The sequence below is a fragment of the Pseudonocardia sp. OZ21 genome, from assembly GCF_059359135.1.
Genome location: NZ_JCADBN010000001.1, coordinates 600,680 through 620,149, shown reverse-complemented (window position 1 = coordinate 620,149; position 19,470 = coordinate 600,680). Strand labels below are relative to the sequence as shown.

The 19,470-nt window shown below is 72.0% G+C and carries 20 protein-coding genes; 16 read left to right on the top strand and 4 right to left on the bottom strand.

Features of this window, described 5'->3' with window-relative positions; genetic code table 11:
* Positions 1 to 36: 36 nt before the first annotated feature.
* The 5 genes from AC5L35_RS03045 (at position 37) to AC5L35_RS03025 (ending at position 5,176) form a co-directional block, all read left to right on the top strand.
* Positions 37 to 1,122, top strand: coding sequence for an acyl-CoA dehydrogenase family protein (locus AC5L35_RS03045; protein ID WP_495057946.1), 1,086 nt, complete (start codon positions 37 to 39; stop codon positions 1,120 to 1,122).
* A complete protein-coding gene (locus AC5L35_RS03040) occupies positions 1,119 to 2,429 on the top strand; it encodes a PIG-L family deacetylase (RefSeq protein ID WP_495057945.1) in 1,311 nt (436 codons plus the stop codon). The genes AC5L35_RS03045 and AC5L35_RS03040 overlap by 4 nt, the downstream gene beginning before the upstream one ends.
* On the top strand, positions 2,426 to 3,250 hold the full coding sequence (locus AC5L35_RS03035) for a glycosyltransferase family 2 protein (RefSeq protein ID WP_495057944.1): 825 nt from the start codon (positions 2,426 to 2,428) through the stop codon (positions 3,248 to 3,250). Before AC5L35_RS03040 ends, AC5L35_RS03035 begins: the two co-directional genes overlap by 4 nt.
* A gap of 161 nt (positions 3,251 to 3,411) precedes the next feature.
* Entirely contained in the window at positions 3,412 to 4,320 is a 909-nt protein-coding gene (locus tag AC5L35_RS03030; protein ID WP_495058083.1) for a tyrosine-type recombinase/integrase, read from the top strand.
* Positions 4,321 to 4,339: 19 nt separating this feature from the next.
* On the top strand, positions 4,340 to 5,176 hold the full coding sequence (locus AC5L35_RS03025) for a FliA/WhiG family RNA polymerase sigma factor (RefSeq protein ID WP_495057943.1): 837 nt from the start codon (positions 4,340 to 4,342) through the stop codon (positions 5,174 to 5,176).
* Between the two features lie 17 nt (positions 5,177 to 5,193).
* Here the strand turns inward: AC5L35_RS03025 and AC5L35_RS03020 are convergent, their stop codons facing one another.
* Positions 5,194 to 5,856 carry a M23 family metallopeptidase gene (locus AC5L35_RS03020; RefSeq protein ID WP_495057942.1) on the bottom strand — a complete coding sequence of 221 codons (663 nt, stop codon included), beginning with the start codon at positions 5,854 to 5,856 and terminating at the stop codon, positions 5,194 to 5,196.
* 371 nt (positions 5,857 to 6,227) lie between these two features.
* On the opposite strand from AC5L35_RS03020, the gene rpsB reads away from it, so the two are divergent.
* The 9 genes from rpsB to rlmN all read left to right on the top strand — a co-directional run bounded on the left by rpsB (position 6,228) and on the right by rlmN (position 13,915).
* Complete coding sequence (gene rpsB, locus AC5L35_RS03015) at positions 6,228 to 7,127, top strand: 30S ribosomal protein S2 (protein ID WP_169396522.1); 900 nt, start codon at positions 6,228 to 6,230, stop codon at positions 7,125 to 7,127.
* A gap of 92 nt (positions 7,128 to 7,219) precedes the next feature.
* A complete protein-coding gene (gene tsf, locus AC5L35_RS03010; protein WP_495057941.1) occupies positions 7,220 to 8,035 on the top strand; it encodes a translation elongation factor Ts in 816 nt (271 codons plus the stop codon).
* Positions 8,036 to 8,071: 36 nt separating this feature from the next.
* A complete protein-coding gene (gene pyrH / locus AC5L35_RS03005) occupies positions 8,072 to 8,848 on the top strand; it encodes a UMP kinase (RefSeq protein ID WP_495057940.1) in 777 nt (258 codons plus the stop codon).
* Positions 8,845 to 9,402 carry a ribosome recycling factor gene (gene frr, locus AC5L35_RS03000; RefSeq protein ID WP_169396525.1) on the top strand — a complete coding sequence of 186 codons (558 nt, stop codon included), beginning with the start codon at positions 8,845 to 8,847 and terminating at the stop codon, positions 9,400 to 9,402. Before pyrH ends, frr begins: the two co-directional genes overlap by 4 nt.
* A 34-nt stretch (positions 9,403 to 9,436) precedes the next feature.
* Positions 9,437 to 10,273: a phosphatidate cytidylyltransferase gene (locus AC5L35_RS02995; protein WP_495058082.1), complete on the top strand. Its 837-nt coding sequence runs from the start codon at positions 9,437 to 9,439 to the stop codon at positions 10,271 to 10,273.
* Positions 10,273 to 11,004 (top strand): class I SAM-dependent methyltransferase, encoded by a 732-nt coding sequence (locus AC5L35_RS02990; protein ID WP_495057939.1) that lies wholly within the window; start codon positions 10,273 to 10,275, stop codon positions 11,002 to 11,004. The genes AC5L35_RS02995 and AC5L35_RS02990 overlap by 1 nt, the downstream gene beginning before the upstream one ends.
* 46 nt (positions 11,005 to 11,050) lie before the next feature.
* Positions 11,051 to 11,590, top strand: coding sequence for a hypothetical protein (locus AC5L35_RS02985; protein WP_495057938.1), 540 nt, complete (start codon positions 11,051 to 11,053; stop codon positions 11,588 to 11,590).
* A gap of 85 nt (positions 11,591 to 11,675) precedes the next feature.
* Positions 11,676 to 12,812, top strand: coding sequence for a hypothetical protein (locus tag AC5L35_RS02980; RefSeq protein WP_495057937.1), 1,137 nt, complete (start codon positions 11,676 to 11,678; stop codon positions 12,810 to 12,812).
* Positions 12,809 to 13,915 (top strand): dual-specificity RNA methyltransferase RlmN, encoded by a 1,107-nt coding sequence (rlmN, locus tag AC5L35_RS02975; RefSeq protein ID WP_495057936.1) that lies wholly within the window; start codon positions 12,809 to 12,811, stop codon positions 13,913 to 13,915. Before AC5L35_RS02980 ends, rlmN begins: the two co-directional genes overlap by 4 nt.
* 14 nt (positions 13,916 to 13,929) lie before the next feature.
* On the opposite strand, the gene AC5L35_RS02970 is transcribed toward rlmN, so the two are convergent.
* The 3 genes from AC5L35_RS02970 to AC5L35_RS02960 form a co-directional block, all read right to left on the bottom strand.
* Positions 13,930 to 14,997, bottom strand: a complete 1,068-nt coding sequence (locus tag AC5L35_RS02970; protein WP_495057935.1) for an ATP-dependent DNA ligase — start codon at positions 14,995 to 14,997, stop codon at positions 13,930 to 13,932.
* A gap of 74 nt (positions 14,998 to 15,071) precedes the next feature.
* A complete protein-coding gene (locus AC5L35_RS02965; protein ID WP_495057934.1) occupies positions 15,072 to 16,628 on the bottom strand; it encodes an HNH endonuclease signature motif containing protein in 1,557 nt (518 codons plus the stop codon).
* A 65-nt stretch (positions 16,629 to 16,693) separates the two neighbouring features.
* Positions 16,694 to 17,740: an aldo/keto reductase gene (locus tag AC5L35_RS02960; protein ID WP_495057933.1), complete on the bottom strand. Its 1,047-nt coding sequence runs from the start codon at positions 17,738 to 17,740 to the stop codon at positions 16,694 to 16,696.
* A 166-nt stretch (positions 17,741 to 17,906) separates the two neighbouring features.
* Between AC5L35_RS02960 and AC5L35_RS02955 the strand changes: the two genes are divergently transcribed.
* Together AC5L35_RS02955 and mug are read left to right on the top strand one after the other, a co-directional pair.
* Entirely contained in the window at positions 17,907 to 18,800 is an 894-nt protein-coding gene (locus tag AC5L35_RS02955) for an AraC family transcriptional regulator (protein WP_495057932.1), read from the top strand.
* Positions 18,801 to 18,896: 96 nt separating this feature from the next.
* The gene (gene mug / locus AC5L35_RS02950; RefSeq protein WP_495057931.1) at positions 18,897 to 19,454 is read left to right on the top strand and encodes a G/U mismatch-specific DNA glycosylase; all 558 of its coding nucleotides are present in this window, start codon (positions 18,897 to 18,899) and stop codon (positions 19,452 to 19,454) included.
* Positions 19,455 to 19,470: the final 16 nt, after the last annotated feature.

Sequence of the window (19,470 nt, the reverse complement as noted above, 5' to 3'; positions counted from 1 at the left end):
CACTGCACCTGGGAACGTCCTGCTGTGCGGTCGATCATGGATCGGGATCCGGAGTCTGCTCGGCCGTATGCGGCCGGTCCTCTCGCGAGCGAGCTGCGGGCTCTCCTCGCAACCGGAGCGCTCGAGCTCCCCCTTCCTCGAGCGGGCCACACGGCACAGCGATGGAGCCGGCTCGCGGAGTGGGGCCGTCGCGACCTCGGGTTGGCCCGGCTCGCGGAAGGTCACAGCGACGCCGTCGCGATCCTGGCCGAGGCCGGCCACGACCGGCACCCCGGCGCCCTCTACGGCGTGTGGGCCGCCCGGTCGGGCGGCACCGGGGCCCGGCTCGTCGCCTCCGGCGACGAGCTGCGGTTACACGGCACGGTCCGCTTCTGTTCGGGAGCCCGCACCATCGACCGTGCACTGGTCGTCGCCGACGCGCCGGTGCCCGCGCGGGGCGACGGCCCGGTGCTGGTCGACATCGCGGTGGCCCAGCCGGGTGTCGTTCCCGATCCCAGCACCTGGGCCACCGCTGCGATGGCGAGCGCTGACACCGTCGACGTCCGGTTCGACGACGTCCTGGTGCCGGCCGGTTCGGTGGTCGCCCAGAACGGTTGGTACACCGCCCGGCCAGGATTCCTCGCGGGCGGAGGGGGCGTCGCGGCCGTGTGGTGGGGCGGCGCGGCAGGTGTGCTCGACCGCGCCATCGGCCACCTCCCACCGCAGCCTGACCCCCACCAGCTCGCCCACGTCGGTGAGCTGCACGCTCTCATGGAGGCGGCGTCCGCCCTGCTCACCCGCACAGCCCGAGCCCTCGACGCAGCGGCGCACAACGGAACGGCGCCCGGTCCACCGTTACCCGAGCCGGCAACACCCGATGCCGGCTCGCCTGTTGCGGCACCGTTCGGCGCAGGAGTCCCGGGCAGCTCACCGGCACTCGCGGAGGCCCGGTGTGCGGTCGAGCGAATCGCCCGCGAGGTGGTCGAACGCGTGCCGCGGATGGTCGGCGCCGCCCCGCTCAGCCGCGACTGCGGTCTCGCACAGGCGCTGGCCGACCTGGCGCTCTACATCCGGCAGCACCACGGCGAGCGCGACCACGCGGCTCTGGGAGCCGACATCGTCGCCACGAGGACCGGCCGGTGAGCGACTCGACAGCGGCCGGGCGAGACATCACCTCACCGGCCTCGTGGAGCGATGCCATCCGGTCGCATCGGCTGCTGCCGTTCGACGTCACCGCACCCGAACGCGTCGTCGTCGTGGCCGCCCATCCGGACGACGAGACCCTCGGTGCCGCAGGCGTCCTGCGAGCCCTGCATGCGGCAGGGGCGGTGATCACGCTGGTGGTCGCCACCGACGGCGAGGCCGCGTATCCGGGGCTGGGGGAGGTGGCGCGGCGCGAGCTCGGGGTCGTGCGGCGCGCCGAGCTGGCCGCGGCGCTGGAGGTGCTGGGCCTCGCCGAGGTGCCGGTCCACTGGCTCGGGCTTCCGGACTCGGCGCTGCACGAGCATGCCGACGCCCTGCAGCAGGCGCTCGAACCGCTGCTTGCCGACGCAGACGCGTATCTCGCGCCGTGGCCCGGCGACCCGCATCCGGACCACCGGGCGGCCGGCGCCGCCGCGGCCGCGGCCGCACCGGTCACGGCCCACGGGTGGTCCTACCCCATCTGGACGTGGGCATGGACCGAGCCTGACGACCCCGCGGTGCCGTGGGAGCGGGCTCGTGTGGTGGCGCTCGACGAGCCGGCCCGGGCGATCCGCCGCCGTGCCGTCGCCTGCTTCGCGTCACAGGTGGGCCCCGGCCCCGACGGCTCACCCCCGGTACTGGCCGCAGGCCTGTTGGAGCACGTCGATCGCGACTTCGACCTCCTGTTCCGGGAACCCCGTGCCCACTCGGCGCCGGTCGAGCGGTTCGCCGTGCTCTACGACGACGGGCAGGACCCCTGGGACACCGACTCCTGGTACGAGCGCCGCAAACGCGGTGTCGTGCTGGCGAGCCTGCCCCGGGAGCACTACCGCACAGCCTTCGAACCCGGCTGCGGCACCGGCGAGCTCACTCTCGACCTCGCCGACCGCTGCCGGCAGGTGCTCGCGTCCGACCCGGTGCCGGCGGCCGTCGAACGCGCCCGCAGCCTCTGCCGCGACGCGCCGAACGCCCACGTCGCGGTCGCGGCACTCCCGGACGCCGTGCCGGGCGACGTGGTGGACCTCGTCGTGTTCAGCGAAATCCTCTACTACCTGAGCGACGCGGCACTCGAGGCCACTCTCGACCGCACTCTCACCGCTCTGGAACAGGGCGGTGACGTCGTCGTGGTGCACTGGCGCGGCTGGCCGGCCGAGGCGCCTCGCGATGCTGCCGCCACCCACCGGGTGCTGTGTGCGCGCCCCGAGCTCGACGTGCTCCTGGAGCACACCGACGAGGAGTTCCTCCTGCATGTGCTCCGGCGCCGGTGAGCGTCCGCCCGATCACCGCGGTCGGCGTGGTCGTCCCCGCCCGCAACGAGCAGGAGCACATCGGCGCGTGCCTGCAGAGCGTCCGGACGGCGCTGGCCGGGCTGCCGGTCGGGATCGCTCGTGCGGTCACCGTCGTGCTCGACCGTTGCACCGACGACACGCCCACGGTCGTCGACGAGTGGGAGCGAAGCTGGCCGGAGATGGCAGCCGTCCGCATCGCGGTGCTCGGGAGCAGGCGCGTGGGGGGAACGGTGGGTCCCGAACCGGCGTACATCGTGGCCGGCTCAGGTGTCGGTGCCGTCCGTGACCTGGGGGTTCGGCTCACGCTGGAGCGTCTCCGCGGGTATCCCACCGACGCCACGTGGCTCCTGCACACCGACGCCGACACGACCGTGCCGGTCGACTGGGCTCTCAACCACCTGCGGCACGCAGCGTCCGGGGTGTCCGGCGTGGCCGGTCTGACCGAGCTCTCCGGCACGCACCATCTCTCGGTCATGGCGCAGCAGCGCTATCGGGCGCTGGTCCGTGCCGGACTCGACGGCCACCGGCACGCCCACGTCTACGGCGCCAACCTCGGTGTGCGTGCCGACGCCTACCTCGCCGTCGGAGGCTTCCCGCCGGACGGCTCCGGCGAGGACCACGGCCTCTGGCGGCGGCTCCGCGCCGCGGGCCACGTGCTGGCCCGGCCCACCGCGGTACGGGTGCGCACCAGCGCACGTCTCCGCGGCCGCGCGGTAGGTGGACTGGCCGACCTGCTGTGCTCGCTGGAGGCCGGATCGGCGGGAGAAGTCGCGGCGCCCGCAGTGGAACAGGGGCCGTAGCAATTGGCCGGGCCGCCGATGGAGGTCACCGAGCGACGGGGTGCAGCGTGCCCGGCGACGGTCTCTCGCGGTGCTCGCCGATGGCTACTGTATGCAATTGCAGAAGATCTCCGCAGGAGCTTGACCAGGAGCGTTCGGCCACCCACCGTCGACCTGTGACCATGCCGCCGCAGCTCGCACCCGGTGTCGCGGAGGCTCTGGAGGAGTTTCTCCGGCACCTGGAACTGGAGCGCGGTCGCTCGCCCCACACCGTGCGGGCCTATCGGGCCGACCTCGCCGGACTGCTGGCCGACGTCACCGATCTGCGGGAGCTCGACCTCCCGGTGCTGCGTCGCTGGCTCGCCGCCGGGCACGGGGCAGGCGCGGCACGATCCACTCTTGCCCGCCGAGCGGCCGCGGCCCGCACCTTCACCGCGTGGGCCCGGCGCACCGGTCGGATCACCACCGATCCCGGAGCCCGTCTCGTGTCCCCGCGGCCGCGCCCGGCCCTGCCGGACGTGCCCACGGCGGTGGAAGCGGCGGCCGTGCTCGACGCCGCCGGCTCGGGCGCGGCGGAGGGGGAGCCCGTCGCACTGCGCGACCTGCTGGTTCTCGAACTGCTCTACGCCACGGGTGTGCGTGTCGCGGAGCTGTGCGGCCTCGACCTCGATGACGTCGACGGTGACCGGCGGGCCCTGCGCGTGATCGGTAAGGGCGACCGGGAGCGCACGGTCGTCTACGGGGTGCCCGCGGAGGCCGCGCTGCGCCGATGGCTCGACACGGGCCGCCCGGCGCTGGTGCGCAGCGAGTCGCCGCCTGCCCTGCTGCTGGGTGCCCGCGGAGGCCGGTTGGACCCTCGAGTGGCCCGTGACGTGGTGCATCGGGCGCTCACCGCGGTGCCGGGCGCGCCGGACGTCGGGCCGCACGGTCTGCGGCACGCCGCCGCCACGCACATGTTGGAGGGCGGCGCGGACCTCCGTTACGTACAGGAGTTGCTCGGTCACGCTAAGCTAGCGACCACTCAGCTCTACACACACGTGACAGTCGAGCGGCTGAAGGTGGTTCATGAGCAGGCGCACCCCAGGGCGTGATGGCGTCTTGGTCCAATCGGTGCAGCTCAGAGCCGTGGCGGGCCCGGTGGTCACCGCCCCGGTCGCGCCTGCGGACGAGCACCCGGACCCCGTGGAGGACGACAACGGGCCGGTCGAACGGTCTCCGATCGACGATGTCTGGACCGCTTACTTGGCGGAGCGCACGCGTGCGCTCCGCGACCGTCTGGTGGTGCACTACACGCCGTTGGTCCGGTCGGTGGCCCATCGGGTGGCCGCGGGGTTGCCGTCCTACGTCGAACACGCCGACCTGGTGCAGTGCGGGGTCTTCGGGCTCATCGACGCCATCGAGCGGTTCGACCCGCAGCGCTGCCCGCGGTTCGAGAGCTACGCCACCCAGCGGATCCGCGGCGCGATCTTCGACGAGCTGAGGGCGCAGGACTGGGTGCCGCGCAGCGTGCGCGGGCGGACCCGCGAGCTGGAGCGCGCGCAGGAACGGCTGGAGGGTCGCCTGTTGCGCGCGGCGACGGATCGGGAGCTGGCCGCCGAGATGGGCGTGCCGGTGCACGAGCTGCGGTCGCTGACCCGCCAGGTGCAGATGATCAGCGTGGAGGCGCTGGAGGAGAACAGCGGCGGCGTGTCGGAGCTGCTCACCGACGACAGCGCCCCCGACCCCATGACGATCGTGCAGGCCCACGAGACGCTGCGGCAGCTCTCGGTGGCCGTGGAGCAGCTCGGCGAACGGGACCGCACCGTGGTGCGGCTCTACTACCTGGAGAACCGGACGCTGGCCGAGATCGGGTCGATGCTCGGGGTGACCGAGTCGCGGGTCTGCCAGCTCCACTCGCGGCTGGTGGGGCGGCTGCGTGGGCGCCTGGAGGAGCTCGCCGCCGGTTGACACCCGCCCACGGTCCGTCATCCGTCGGGCCACGGTACGGGCACGGGCAGCAGGCGTACCCGCGGTGGGCGGAGCAGCACGAGTGGGTCGAGGTAGGCGGTGCGGTCCCGGCGGAGGCCCCAGTGCAGGCACGTCTGCGCCGGGCAGCCGGCGTGGCCGGGCCTCAGCAGGCCGATCACCTCCCCGGCCCGGACGACGGCCCCGGCGTCGACCACCGGACCCACCGGCTCGTAGGTGGTGCGCAGGCCGTCGTCGTGCTGCACCGACACGATCTCGCGTCCGGCGACCGGCCCCGCGAACACGACCGTGCCGGCCCGCGCGGCGACGACGGGCTGTCCGGGAGCCCCGGCGAGGTCGACGCCCCGGTGTCCGGGTCCGTACGGGTGCGCGGGTGCCCGGTACGGGGTGACCACTGCCGGTGCGGGCAGCAGTGGCCACGCGTACCGCGCCCCGGGGGCTGGGACGCCGGCTCCGGGTGGGGGAGCCGGGGGGCCGGGATCCGGTGGGGGCGGATCCGGAACGGGCGGTCCGGGAGCGGATACCTCAGGTGCGGCGAGCAGCCTCATGCCGCCGGCGGGGGAGCCGGCCCCGTCTGCCCCCATGACCAGGGCGCTCGCCAGCACGCCCGCCAGCAGCACCCGCGCCGGGCGAGCGGCGGACGGGCGCTGTCGGGGCCGCATGACGATTCGGTTCCAGGGCACACCTCACCCTGCCCCGGCGGTCCGCGCGCGGTGCCGGTTCCGTCGTCGCTGTGGACGGCCGGGAGTGCATGTGGACAACCCGGGGACGCGAGGAGAGGTGCTGTGCCGCCCCGGCGTACACTTCTGTTGCACCCCGACTGTTGTCAGGGGTGACTTCGCGCGCTCGCGTTCTTGCCTGGTTCGGCTGTGTCCGGCCCTCAGGCAGAAACGGTGGACGGGCGGTCCCGCATCAGCATCACGTGGGTCCGGACACCGGCGCGACGCCAGGGCGGTGCCGCCATCCGGCGCTCCGCGCAACCGCGCGCGTGGTCGCCGAGCGGCCACGCCCGACCGAGAGGTGAGCACCGGCCGTGGCCGTCGTCACCATGAAGCAGTTGCTGGACTCAGGTGTGCACTTCGGGCACCAGACCCGGCGCTGGAACCCGAAGATGAAGCGCTACATCCTCACCGAGCGCAACGGCATCTACATCATCGACCTGCAGCAGACCCTGTCGTACATCGACCGGGCCTACGAGTTCGTCCGCGAGACCGTGGCGCACGGCGGCACGATCATGTTCGTCGGCACGAAGAAGCAGGCGCAGGAGGCCATTGCCGACGAGGCGGGCCGCGTCAACATGCCGTACGTCAACCAGCGCTGGCTGGGTGGGATGCTCACCAACTTCCAGACCGTGCACAAGCGCCTTCAGCGGATGAAGGAGCTCGAGTCGATGGAGCAGACGGGGGGGTTCGAGGGTCGCACCAAGAAGGAGATCCTCATGCTCACCCGCGAGAAGACCAAGCTCGAGAAGACGCTCGGCGGCATCCGGGACATGACCAAGGTCCCGAGTGCGGTCTGGATCGTGGACACCAAGAAGGAGCACATCGCCGTCGGTGAGGCCCGCAAGCTGGGCATCCCGGTGGTCTCCATCCTGGACACCAACTGCGACCCCGACGAGGTCGACTTCCCGATCCCGGGCAACGACGACGCCATCCGCTCGGCCGCGCTGCTCACCAAGGTGATCGCGCGCGCCGCCGCCGACGGGCTCATGGCCCGCGCGGCCCGCACCCGTGGCGACGGCGACGAGAAGCCGGACGCGGGCGTCGGCAGCGACGAGCCGCTGGCCGAGTGGGAGCAGAACCTGCTCACCAACGGTGCCGGTTCCGACGGTGCCAGCCTCACGGCCGCGGCTCCCGCAGCCGAGGCGCCGAACCCGGCCTCCGAGCCGGCGCCGGCCACCACCAGCAACGGCACGCAGCAGACCGCGGGCTGATCCAGCTCTCCGTCCGGGGCCGGCCGTACCGGCCGGCCCCGGACGTTGCTCGTCCGAACCCGCCTGAACAGAAACGGACCAGAGGCAGCACCATGGCGAACTACACCGCCGCCGACGTCAAGAAGCTCAGGGACCTCACCGGTTCCGGGATGATGGACTGTAAGAAGGCGCTCGAGGAGTCCGAGGGCGAATTCGACAAGGCCGTCGAGCTGCTCCGCATCAAGGGCGCAAAGGACGTCGGCAAGCGCGCAGGGCGCGACACGGCCAACGGCCTCGTCGCCGCCGAGGGCGGCACGATGGTCGAGCTCAACTGCGAGACCGACTTCGTCGCGAAGAGCGCCGACTTCCAGGCTCTCGCCGACAAGGTCCTGCGGGTCGCCGTCGACCAGCACCCCGCCGACCTCGACGCCCTCAAGTCGGCGCCGCTCGACGGTGGCACCGTCGAGGACGCCGTGCTGGCGCTGTCGGCCCGCATCGGCGAGAAGCTCGAGCTCAAGCGCTACATCCACGTCGACGGGCCGGTCGCGCTGTACCTGCACCGGCGCGCCTCCGACCTCCCGCCCGCCATCGGCGCGCTGGTGGCCTACGAGGGCCCCGACGACGACGCCGCCCGGGGTGTCGCGATGCACATCGCCGCCGCCCGGCCGCAGTACACCACCCGCGACCAGGTGCCCGGTGACGTGATCGAGAACGAGCGGCGCATCGCCGAGGCCACCGCCCGCGAGGAGGGCAAGCCCGAGCAGGTCCTTCCCCGGATCGTCGAGGGCCGCATCAACGGCTTCTACAAGGACGTCGTCCTGCTGGAGCAGCCGTCGGTGCAGGAGCCCAAGAAGACCGTGAAGGCGCTGCTGGACGCGGCGGGCGTCACCGTCAAGGAGTTCGCCCGCTTCGAGGTCGGCCAGGCCTGATCGGGCCGCCCTCTCCGCGATGAGTGACGGGACGTCATGACCGACCTTCGGACCGGCCCCGCCGGCGCCCACCCCGGATTCCGCCGCGTGCTGCTCAAGCTCGGCGGTGAGATGTTCGGGGGTGGGGCCGTCGGCGTGGACCCGGGGGTCGTCGAGACCGTCGCCCGCCAGATCGCCGAGGTCGTCGCCACCGGGGCGCAGGTCGCGGTGGTGATCGGCGGCGGCAACTTCTTCCGCGGCTCCGAGCTGCAGCAGCGCGGCATGGACCGCGCCCGGGCCGACTACATCGGCATGCTCGGCACCGTCATGAACTGCCTCGCGCTGCAGGACTTCCTGGAGCGCGAGCACCACATCGACACGCGGGTGCAGACCGCCATCACGATGGGCCAGGTCGCGGAGGCCTACATCCCGCGTCGTGCCATCCGGCACCTGGAGAAGGGCCGCGTCGTGATCTTCGGCGCCGGTGTGGGCATGCCCTACTTCTCCACCGACACGGCGGGTGCGCAGCGCGCGCTGGAGATCGGGGCGGAGGCGCTGCTGCTCGCCAAGGGCGTCGACGGCGTCTACACCGCCGACCCCAAGCTCGACCTCAGCGCCAAGCTGTTCGACGAGATCACCCACCGCGAGGTGCTGGAGCAGGGGCTCAAGGTCGCCGACGCCACCGCGTTCAGCCTCTGCATGGACAACAAGATGCCGATCATCGTGTTCAACCTTCTGGTGGAGGGCAACATTGCCCGCGCGGTGCGGGGTGAGAGGATCGGCACGCTGGTGAGCACGCCCGACTACCCGCAGGAGCCTAGGGAGCAGCCGTGATCGACGAGACGCTCTTCGACGCCGAGGAGAAGATGGAGAGGGCCGTCTCGGTGGCCAAGGACGATCTTGCGAGCGTCCGCACCGGCCGGGCAACCCCGAACATGTTCTCCCGAGTCGCCGTCGACTACTACGGTGCGATGACGCCGATCAACCAGCTCGCCTCGATCAACGTGCCCGAGGCCCGCATGGCGGTCATCAAGCCCTACGACTCCGGCCAGCTCAAGGCGTTGGAGAAGGCGATCCGCGACTCCGATCTGGGGCTCAACCCGAGCAACGACGGCCAGATCATCCGCGTGGTCATTCCTCAGCTGTCCGAGGAGCGCCGCCGCGAGATGGTGAAGGTCGCGCGCGGCAAGGGTGAGGACGCGCGGGTCACGATCCGCAGCATCCGCCGTAAAGCGATGGACGAGTTGCATCGCATCGTCCGCGACGGCGACGCGGGCGAGGACGAGGTCGGCCGGGCGGAGAAGGAGTTGCAGGCCACCACCGACCGGTACGTCCACCAGGTCGACGACCTGGTGAAGCACAAGGAAGCCGAACTCCTCGAGGTCTGACTCGGTGACGGCCTCCTCCCCCCAAGCCGCGGCCATGGTCCCTCCGGCCAGCCGGCCCTCCCGCGCGGGACGCGACCTCGCGGCGGCTATCGCCGTCGGCGTCGCCCTCGGCGTGGTGATCCTCTCGTCGCTGCTGATCCAACGACATTTCTTCATCGGTGTCCTCGCCGTGGCCACGGCCGTCGGCACCTGGGAGCTCGCGGGTGCGTTGCGCCGCGGCGCCGGGATCGAGGTGCCGTTCGTGGTGCTGCTGCTCGGTGGCCAGGCGATGGTGTGGCTGTCGTGGCCGTTCGGGCTACGTGGCCTTGCCGTGGCGTTCGTGATCACGGCACTGGCGATCATGCTGTGGCGGATGCGGGCCGGGGCGGTCCACTACGTCCGTGACGTCACGGCGGGCCTGTTCACCGCCGCGTACGTGCCACTGTTCTGCTCCTTCGCCGTCCTGATGCTGGTGGCCGACGACGGCCTCGGGCGGGTGCTCACGTTCCTGATCTGTGGGGTGGCGTCCGACATCGGCGGTTACGCGGCCGGGGTCTTCCTGGGCCGGCACCCGATGGCCCCCACGATCAGCCCGAAGAAGTCGTGGGAGGGCTTTGCCGGGTCCCAGGTCGCAGGCATGCTCGCGGGCGCACTGTGCGTCCACTTCCTGCTCGGCGGTGCCTGGTGGGCCGGCGCGCTCACCGGTGCGGCGCTGGTGATCAGCGCGACCCTGGGCGACCTCGTGGAGTCGATGGTCAAGCGCGACCTCGGGATCAAGGACATGGGCACGCTGTTGCCCGGGCACGGCGGCCTGATGGACCGGCTGGACTCGCTGCTGCCCACCGCCGTCGTGGCCTGGTCCCTGCTCAGCATCGTCGTCCCCGTCCACTGATGCGGTCGCTGCGCGCTGCTGTCGCAGCCGCGGGGGACGTGGCCATCCCGAGCCCCAACATCTGGAACTGGCCCGAGGTCTACGAGCAGGAGAACGTCGCACAGGACTCCGACGGGGCCGTGTGGGGCGTGCTGCGCGAACTCGTGCCGTGGGCCGGTGCGGACGTCCTCGACGTGGGCTGCGGCGACGGGTTCCACCTTCCGGTGTTCGCGGCGGAGGCGGCCTCGGTCACGGGCGTCGAACCGCATCCGCCGTTGGTCGAGCGGGCGCGGCGCCGTGTCGGGGACCGCGCGCGGGTGCTGCGGGCCGGCGCCGCTGCGCTCCCGCTCCCGGACGCGAGCGTCGACCTCGTGCACGCGCGCACCGCGTACTTCTTCGGCCCGGGGTGCGAGCCCGGCCTCGCCGAGGCGCAGCGGGTGCTGCGGCCGGGTGGGGCGATCGCGATCGTCGATCTGGACGCCACCGTGCCGCCGTACGGCCGGTGGATGCGCGCCGACATCCCGCGCTACGACCCCGCGCGTGTCGAGCGCTTCTTCGAGCAGCAGGGCTTCTCGATGCGGCGGGTCGCCACCGTGTGGCAGTTCCCCGACCGTGCGGCATGCGAGGCGGTACTGCGGATCGAGTTCTCCCGCGCGGTGGCCGAGCGGGCCGTCGGGGAGACCGTGGGCGTCACCGTGCCGGTGGGCTACCGCGTGCACGTGCGGCGTAAGGAAACCTTCCGCTCGGCGTGACGGTGCCGCCGCCACCCCGTGTCCTCCGCTGGATACCGTGGGGAGCATGCGTGGACCCGTGGAGCCCCACCTGCCCTACCTCGAGCCGATCCTCGGCGGAGTGTGGTGGACGGTCGGTGCGGCAGCGCTCGACTCAGGTGCCGGCACCGTCATCCTGGCGGCCGGACTCGGCGTCACCGGCGGCCTGATCGTCGCCCTCCGGAGCAGGTACGGCACCGGATCCCCGCTACCCCCGGGCGGCCGCGGGCGCTTCCTTCGGCTGCTGGGCATCACCGTGGCCCTCGTGGCGGTGGCCGGCACGGTGCTGGGCTCCACGGGTCTCGGCGAGCTGGCGGTCCCGGCCGCGTGCGCGATGGTCGGGGTGGCTCTGGTGCCACTCTCGTCGCAGCTGGACGAACGTTCGCTGCTGGCCGTGGGCGGTGCGTTGATGGTGCTGGGGGCGGCAGGCGCGTTGTTCGCCCTCGACTCCGTGGGCAACACGTACTCGCAGGGTCTCGTCGGGATGGTGGCCGGCGCCCTGCTGTGGGTGGCGGCCGCGCACCGCACGGGCCTGCTCGCAGAAGCTCGTGGCCGGGTGCGCCGCTGACCGCCGCCGCGACTCCCCTCTGAGGGGGACCCGGTTCCCTCGCTGCCGGGATGGCGTAGCACCGCGCTGAGCGGATCGTTCTCCCATGGTCATCGCGCAGGAACGCAGACGTGCCTCGGTCCCGTCCACAGCCCCCCTGATCTGGTCGGCGCTCGCTTCTTGTCTCGGCCTGTGGTGGTGGTGGCAGCCGCAGCGCTACCCGTTCGGCCCGGGCGAGGGCGACACCTTCGGCACGGTGCTGGGTGTGGTGCCCGAGGCCGCCGTGCCGCCTGCCCTCGTCATTGCGGGCGGGTGGGGGCTGGTGGCTTCGGGACTCGCCGCGGTGCGGGCCCCGAGCCGGGCTGTGACCGCCGTCGTGGTGGGTACGGCGGTCGCGTACGCGGCGGTCTTCGGGTTGGCCCTGCCGGGCATACAGCCGCTCACCCTGGTCGGTTACGCGATGGCGATGCTCGGGCCGGTCGTGCTGTTCGGGACAGTGGTCGCCGGGGCGTGGCGGTGGCGCGGTGGGCCCTGGGCAGTGGGTGTGTTCGTGCTGGCGGGAGCGCTGGCGTGGGCCACGGGGCTGGCCGATGCAGCAGTGCTGCGTCGCTACCTCGACGTCCTCGTCGGGACCGCCGACAAGGCAGGCCCACCTGCGGTCCTGCTGTTCTTCCTCGTCGGGGGCCTCCTCTGGGGCGTACTCGGAACGCGAACGGTGCTGCGGGCCACGACGGGGCGACCGGTCCCGGGCTGGATGCAGCCGGAGGCCGCGGCTCGCTGGGGCAAGGTCGCCGTGGCGATCGCCGCGGCCTGTGCGTTGCCGTACGGCCTGGTCCGGCTCACCTGGCTGACACCGTGGCCGGTGGGCGGCAGCGCGGACGTTCTGGCCGCGTCGCCGGAGATGCGGCTGCACGGCCTGCTCCTCGGCCTCGCCGCGCTGGCCGGGGCGGTGCTCACCACTGGGCTGATCTCCCGGTGGGGCGAGGTCTGGCCCCGCTGGGTTCCGGTGGTGCGGGGGCGGCCGGTCCCGGTCGCCGCGGCGGTCGTCCCCGGCACTCTCGTGGCCGCGCTGTTCACGGTCGCGGCGTTCCCGCTCTCCGCAATGGCGGTCGCGGACGGCCTGCCGGTGCTGCTGCTGCTCCCGTTCCCCGTGTGGGGGCCCGCGCTGGGCGCTGCCGTGCTGGCCTACGCACTCCGCCGCCGGGGCGAGGCCGGGCGAACTGGCACAATGGGAACGTCATGACTGCCCTGCCTCTGGTGTTCGACGCGCCCCGGCGCTCCACCCCGCCGCGCCACCTCGCCGACCTCGACCCGGCCGACCGCCGGGCCGTGGCCGGCGAGCTCGGCCTGCCCGCCTTCCGCGCCGACCAGCTGGCCCGCCACTACTTCGGCCGCTTCACCGCCGACCTCGACGCGATGACCGACCTTCCGGCCGGCGTGCGCGACACGCTGCGGACGCTCCTGCCGCCCCTCGTCACGCCCGTGCTGGAGCAGTCCTGCGACGACGGGGCCACCCGCAAGACGCTGTGGAAGGGCCACGACGGCACCCGGGCCGAGTCGGTGCTGATGGGCTATCCCGACCGCGCCACGGTGTGCGTCTCGAGCCAGGCGGGCTGCGGCATGGCCTGCCCGTTCTGCGCCACCGGTCAGGGTGGGCTGGAGCGCAACCTGTCCACCGGCGAGATCGTCGAGCAGGTCCGCCAGGCCGCCGCGGCCGCCCGCGACGGAGCCCTGGGGTCTCCCGCCCGGCTGTCCAACGTGGTGTTCATGGGCATGGGGGAGCCGCTGGCCAACTACAAGCGGGTCGTCGCGGCCGTCCGGCGGATCACCGAGCCGGCCCCCAACGGTCTGGGCATCTCCGCGCGCGGGGTCACCGTGTCCACCGTCGGGCTGGTGCCGGCGATCGACAAGCTCGCTGCGGAGGGGCTGCCCGTCACCCTCGCGGTGTCGCTGCATACGCCCGACGACGAGCTGCGCGACACGCTCGTGCCCGTGAACAACCGCTGGAAGGTCGGCGAGGTGCTCGACGCGGCGCGCCGCTACGCGCAGGCCACCGGACGCCGCGTGTCGATCGAGTACGCGCTGATCCGCGACGTCAACGACCAGCCGTGGCGGGCCGACCTGCTCGGCAAGCTCCTGCGCCAGCAGATCGGCACGAAGCGTGTGCACGTCAACCTCATCCCGCTGAACCCGACGCCGGGTAGTGAATGGGACGCCTCGCCCCGACGCGTGCAGGACGAGTTCGTCGCACGGGTCCAGGCAGCCGGGGTGGCGTGCACCGTGCGCGACACCCGGGGCCGCGAGATCGCCGCCGCGTGCGGGCAGCTCGCCGCGTCACAGGCCTAGCCGCCCCGGGGTGCTCAGCCGCTGCTGAGGACGTCGGCGAGATCGAAGCGCACCGGCCGTTCCAACTGCTCGTAGGTGCACGACTCCGGCTCGCGGTCCGGGCGCCAGCGCACGAACTGGGCGGTGTGCCGGAACCGCTCGCCTTCCATGTAGTCGTAGCGGACCTCCACCACCCGCTCCGGGCGTAGGGGCACGAATGACAGGTCCTTGCCGGCGTTCCAGCGGCTGGTCTCGTTCTTGCGGGGCGTCCGCTCGCCGTGCTCGTGTGCGGCCCAGTTCCACGGGTGCCCGTCGAACGTGGTGACCAGCGGCTGCAGCTCGGTGAACAGCGATCGCCGCGTGGCCATCGGGAACGCGCCGACCACACCGACCGAGTTGAGCACGCCGCGGTCGTCGAAGAGGCCGAGCAGCAGCGAACCGAGGGCGTCCGGCCCGGACTTGTGGACGCGATAGCCGGCGACGACGCAGTCGGCCGTGCGCTCGTGCTTGATCTTGCTCATCACGCGTTTGTCAGGCTGGTAGGGCAGGTCGAGCTTCTTGGCGATGAGCCCGTCCAGACCGGCGCCTTCGAACTGCCGGAACCACGTCCGTGCCGTGTCCAGGTCGCGGGTGACCGGCGTGAGGTGGATCGGCGGTGCTGCGCCGGCGAAGGCGCGCTCGAGTGCTGCGCGGCGCTCCTCGAACGGCTGCTCGGTGAGGTCGTCGTCGCCCAGCGCGAGGAGGTCGAAGGCGATGAAGCTCGCGGGCGTCTGCTCCGACAGGAGCTTCACCCGGCTCGCCGCCGGATGGATCCGCTGCTGGAGAGCCTCGAAGTCGAGTGTGTTGCGTGCGGTGTCGGCGACGACGATCTCCCCGTCGACGACGGCCCGCACGGGGAAGTGGGTGAGGACGGCCTCGACCACCTCGGGGAAGTACCGGGTCATCGGCCGTTCGTTGCGGCTGCCGATCTCCACCTCGTCGCCGTCCCGGAAGATGATCGACCGGAAGCCGTCCCACTTCGGCTCGTAGAGCTGGCCTGCGGGGATGTCGCCGATCGGCTTGGCCAGCATCGGTGACACGGGTGGCATGACGGGGAGGCGCACCGGGCCAGTCTGGCGACTACCGGTCCACGGGTCGAGTGGATACGCCCGTCAGCAGCCATCTGTGTGGGGATGGATCAGCAGCTCGGAGCGGGTGCGCCGGCTCTTCGACCGCGCCGGTTGGGTGCAGGACGACGCGATTTCTCCCCATCGGACGTCGCGGGGCCCGGCGGTGCCGGCTGCGCTCGGGCAGAACTGGCATCGGGCCGGTAGTCGTAGGGATGGCTGAGGTACCGGTGTCCGGTCGGGGTGGTCCACTCGAGCGCGCCGTCGTCGTGGACGCGGACCTGCCATCCGGGGGCGTGCTTCATGTGGTGGTCATGGCTGCAGCAGGCCGCCATGTTGTGGGCGCTGGTGGTGCCGTCGGGATAGGGGACGACGTGGTCGAGCTCCGCATCGATGGCGCGGCGCCGGCAGATCGGGGAGCGGCAGTAGACGTCGCGGGCGCGGAGGAAGTCGGCGAGGGCGGCCGGAGGTCGGTAGGTGGTGCGGCCATGGTCGAGCAGCGCCCCCGACAGCGGGTCGTAGACGAGGCGTTTCAGTACGGCGTCGGCCGCGATCTCGCGGGCGAGGTCGGCGGGGACTGCGCCGTGGCCCACCAGTTCACAGGGCCGGTCGTCGGCGCCCACGAGGGTGGAGAACGGCATGATCACCTGGACCAGGGGCTTGCCCGGGTTCACCGGTCGCGGCGGCGCGGACGCGGCCCTGTCGGGCGTGGTGGTCCCGGTGGTGGGCGCCGCGTGGGTGAGCCGGCCGGTGAGGAGATCGACGAGGAGGTCGGCGCGGCGGGCATCCATGCCGCGGGGGTCATCGGGGCTGATGCCGCGGGCGAGGCGGGACAGCCACTGGTAGGCCGAGCGGGCATCGGGGGCGGTGAGCAGTGCCCGGAGTGAGGCCATGCCGTCGCTCTCGGCGCCGACGGCGACGCGGCGGTCGCGGCGGGCCTGGCGGTGCCGTTCGGCGCCACCATGGGGGTCGACAACCAGTACGGCGCGGCCGAGAGCAGCTTTCAACTGGGCGAGTGTCTGCTCAGGCGCGTGCGGCAGTACCCGGTGCTGCACGGCCTGCGCGTGCTCGGGAGAGAGGCGGCGGGTGGCATCGCAGATCGCGGTGACGCGGCGTTCGTCGATCTGCCCGTTCTCCCAGGCCTGCAGCGTCTCGGGGAGGCGGTGGACGAGCTCGAGGGACCGGCCGATCCGGCCCTTCGCGCTCCATCGGGAGAGCCGCAGGGCGAGCCCGACCTCGTCCGGCGCGTAGGGGCTGGTGGCCGAGATCCGGTCGGAGCCGGTGAGCGTGGGGTCGTCGGACGGGCGGCGCCTCGCGAACTCCGCCACCAACCGCGCTTGGCGGGCCTCCGCCCAGGCGGCGAGGCGCTCGAACCCGACCATCGTGTCGATGAGCCGGGCGTCGGGGAGCTGCGACGGGTCGGCCGTGTCGGTGTCCAGCTCGAACGCCGCCCAGCCCGACGGCTGCTCGTGGGCCGGGGGCGGTTCGGGGGGAGCCGTGAGCGCCCAGCGCCGGTAGCTCTCTTCCACGAACAGCTGCTCGTCCTCGGCCGTCCAGCCCTCGGGCCGGTCGGGAAACGCCGGGACCTGCTCCTCCGGTGTGGGAGCGACAGCGGCCTTCTCGAACATACGTTCGATACTACTTCCTCCCACGACCTCGGACAAGGCTCAGGGCGGAGCGGGCAGCGACCGAGTCACGTCCGGGCCGCTCGCCGTCGCCACGCCGTGGTCAACGAGGGCGGCTGGTAGCTCGTGTCCGCGGCGTTGAGGTTGAGTCCGGGATCGACGATCGCGTCGATGCGGTCCAGCACGTCCTCGTCGAGAACCACATCGGCCGCGCCCAGTTGGCTTTCGAGGTGGCGCAACGTGCGGGGGCCGATGATGGCCGAGGTGACGGCCGGGTGTCGGATGACGAAGGCCAGCGCCATGTGGATGAGGGACATTCCAGCGTCCTCGGCCAGGTCACCCAACGCCGTGGCGGCTTCGAGCTTGGCCTGGTTGCCGGGGATGGACATGTCGTAGTGCTCGCGGGTCGTGCGGTGGGGCATCCTTTCGGCGCGGCGGCTGGACAGGTTGTCCGAGCCCGTGCGCCACCTGCCCGACAACCAACCTCCGGCCAGGGGGCTCCAGGCCATGACGCCCATGCCGTACCTCTCGCACGTGGGCAGGACGTCGGCCTCGATCCCTCGCGTGAGCATGGAATAGGGCGGTTGCTCGCATACGAAGCGTTCCCGGGCCCGCCGCTCGGCTGTCCATTGCGCTTCCACGATTGCCGACGGCGGAAATGTCGAGGATCCCAGGTAGCGGACCTTGCCGTCGCGCACCAGGTCGGTCAGCGCCCCCAGCGTCTCGTCGATCGACGTGCCCGGGTCGGGCCGGTGGATCTGGTACAGGTCGATGTAGTCAGTTCCCAGGCGGCGCAGGCTGTTCTCGCACGCCTGGATGATCCAGCGCCTCGAGCTGCCTCGATGGTTCGGATCCGCGCCCATCGGACTGCTGACCTTGGTGGCGAGCACGACCGAGTCCCGGCGCCCGGCCAGCGCCTTGCCCACGATTTCCTCCGACTCGCCGCCGGAGTAGACATCGGCGGTGTCGATGAGGTTGATACCTGCGTCGAGTGCAGAGTGGATGATCGTGACCGAGTCGTCGTGGTCGGCATTGCCCCACGTGCCGAACATCATCGCCCCGAGGCAAAGCGGACTCACTTTGACTCCGGTTTCTCCCAACGTGCGGTATTCCATCTCGGCTCACTTCCGTTGTGTTGACCAACCGGTGGCGCAATGACAACATGCCCGGCCGCTCGGCCAATAGACTGATCCCGTCGTCGGCTGGCACGATCCTGTCAATGTGGCGGGAATCGAAGGCGCCGATGTTGTGCTCGGAGCAGCTGGGTGCTTGGGTCGGCGAGTGGATCTTCTTGCCGAGCTCCGGAAGCTGATCGTCCAGCTCGCGGACGGCACCGGGCTGAAGAAGATGGACTTTTCGGACGGGATCTTCATCACTGTCGCGGACGAGCCGACGTCCCCGCTCGCTGCGATGGCCGAACCATCGCTGGCGGTTGTCGGGCAAGGCGTCAAACGCACGGTGCTGAACGGCGTGCCGTACGACTATCGGGCGGGCCAGTTCCTCGTCGTGTCCGTCGACCTTCCCGTCACCGGGCAAGCGCTCGAGGCCAGCAAAGATGCGCCTTTCGTGGTCTTCAGCATGACTCTGACCGCCGGGGCGATCGCACCGTTGCTGCTCGAGACGGCAGGCGGCGCATCCACGCCGTCGTTCTCCGGTCTGGCCGTCAGCGACGCGACCCCGGACCTGCTCGATCCGATAGTCCGGTTGCTGCGCACGCTGGATCGGCCGGACGACAGGCGAGTTCTGGCGCCCGGAATCGAGCGGGAGATCCTCTGGCGTCTCGTCTCAGGCGAACAGGGCGCGCTCGTGCGTCAGATCGGGCTCGCCGATAGCAACCTGGCCCACATCGCTCGAACGATACGGTGGATCCGCGAGCACTACGCCGAGCAAGTGCTGGTGGGAGACCTCGCCGACCTGGCCGGCATGAGTGAGTCCACCTTCCATCGCCACTTCCGTGCCGCGACGTCGATGACACCTATTCAGTTCCAGAAACAGATTCGTCTGCAAGAGGCTCGAGCCCTGCTGGTCGCCGGCCCGGCGCGGGTTGCGGAGATCGGCTATCTCGTGGGTTACGAGAGTCCGTCGCAGTTCGGTCGCGAATATCGCAGGACATTCGGTACGTCCCCCGGTCAGGACGTCGCGATGCTGCACGCGATGGGGGAGCGACCGCGATGAGCGGGGCCGGGAGCCCCCGTCGGCCAGGGCGACGGACGTGCGGTGGGGCAGGCGGGGGATCATCGAGGACGTGACTGCTTCGGTGAACGCATCCCCATGCCGCGGCTGACCCGGGCCGAGTTGGAGGCGGCGCGGGACCGCACGATCGAGGACGTGCTGCCCGGCCCCGCCGACCCGCCCCTGCGTGTGCTCTTCTGCGGCATCAACCCTGGCCTCCTGTCGGCCGCCACCGGGCACCACTTCGCCCGCCCGGGAAACCGGTTCTGGCCCGCCCTGCACGGGGCGGGCTTCACCCCGCGGCTGCTGCTGCCCGCGGAGCAGGGCGAGCTGCGCGGGCTCGGGCTGGGCATCACCAACATGGCGCCCCGGGCCACGGCACGCGCCGACGAGCTGACGGTGGCCGAGATGGTGGCCGGCGGGGTGCGGCTGCACGAGCTGGTGCGGGAGCAGGCCCCCCGGTGGCTCGCGGTGGTGGGGGTGACCGCCTACCGGGCCGCGTTCGACGCGCCGCGTGCCGCGGTCGGGCCGCAGGACGAGCGTCTGGGCTCCACCCGGATCTGGGTCCTGCCCAACCCGAGCGGCCTCAACGCCCACTGGTCCCTGCCGGCGATGGTGGAGGAGTTCGGCCGTCTCCGCGCGGCAGCCGAGGCGTGATCCGCGGCGGAGCCGA

What these genes read in the sequence shown, in the direction of transcription:
- AC5L35_RS03045 (WP_495057946.1), top strand. Translation starts at nt 37, where the DNA reads ATGGATCGGGATCCGGAGTCTGCTCGGCCGTATGCGGCCGGTCCTCTC.
- AC5L35_RS03030 (WP_495058083.1), top strand. Translation starts at nt 3,412, where the DNA reads ATGCCGCCGCAGCTCGCACCCGGTGTCGCGGAGGCTCTGGAGGAGTTT.
- AC5L35_RS03020 (WP_495057942.1), bottom strand. Translation starts at nt 5,856, where the DNA reads ATGCGGCCCCGACAGCGCCCGTCCGCCGCTCGCCCGGCGCGGGTGCTG.
- tsf (WP_495057941.1), top strand. Translation starts at nt 7,220, where the DNA reads ATGGCGAACTACACCGCCGCCGACGTCAAGAAGCTCAGGGACCTCACC.
- pyrH (WP_495057940.1), top strand. Translation starts at nt 8,072, where the DNA reads ATGACCGACCTTCGGACCGGCCCCGCCGGCGCCCACCCCGGATTCCGC.
- AC5L35_RS02995 (WP_495058082.1), top strand. Translation starts at nt 9,437, where the DNA reads ATGGTCCCTCCGGCCAGCCGGCCCTCCCGCGCGGGACGCGACCTCGCG.
- AC5L35_RS02990 (WP_495057939.1), top strand. Translation starts at nt 10,273, where the DNA reads ATGCGGTCGCTGCGCGCTGCTGTCGCAGCCGCGGGGGACGTGGCCATC.
- AC5L35_RS02985 (WP_495057938.1), top strand. Translation starts at nt 11,051, where the DNA reads ATGCGTGGACCCGTGGAGCCCCACCTGCCCTACCTCGAGCCGATCCTC.
- AC5L35_RS02980 (WP_495057937.1), top strand. Translation starts at nt 11,676, where the DNA reads ATGGTCATCGCGCAGGAACGCAGACGTGCCTCGGTCCCGTCCACAGCC.
- rlmN (WP_495057936.1), top strand. Translation starts at nt 12,809, where the DNA reads ATGACTGCCCTGCCTCTGGTGTTCGACGCGCCCCGGCGCTCCACCCCG.
- AC5L35_RS02965 (WP_495057934.1), bottom strand. Translation starts at nt 16,628, where the DNA reads ATGTTCGAGAAGGCCGCTGTCGCTCCCACACCGGAGGAGCAGGTCCCG.
- AC5L35_RS02960 (WP_495057933.1), bottom strand. Translation starts at nt 17,740, where the DNA reads ATGGAATACCGCACGTTGGGAGAAACCGGAGTCAAAGTGAGTCCGCTT.
- mug (WP_495057931.1), top strand. Translation starts at nt 18,897, where the DNA reads ATGCCGCGGCTGACCCGGGCCGAGTTGGAGGCGGCGCGGGACCGCACG.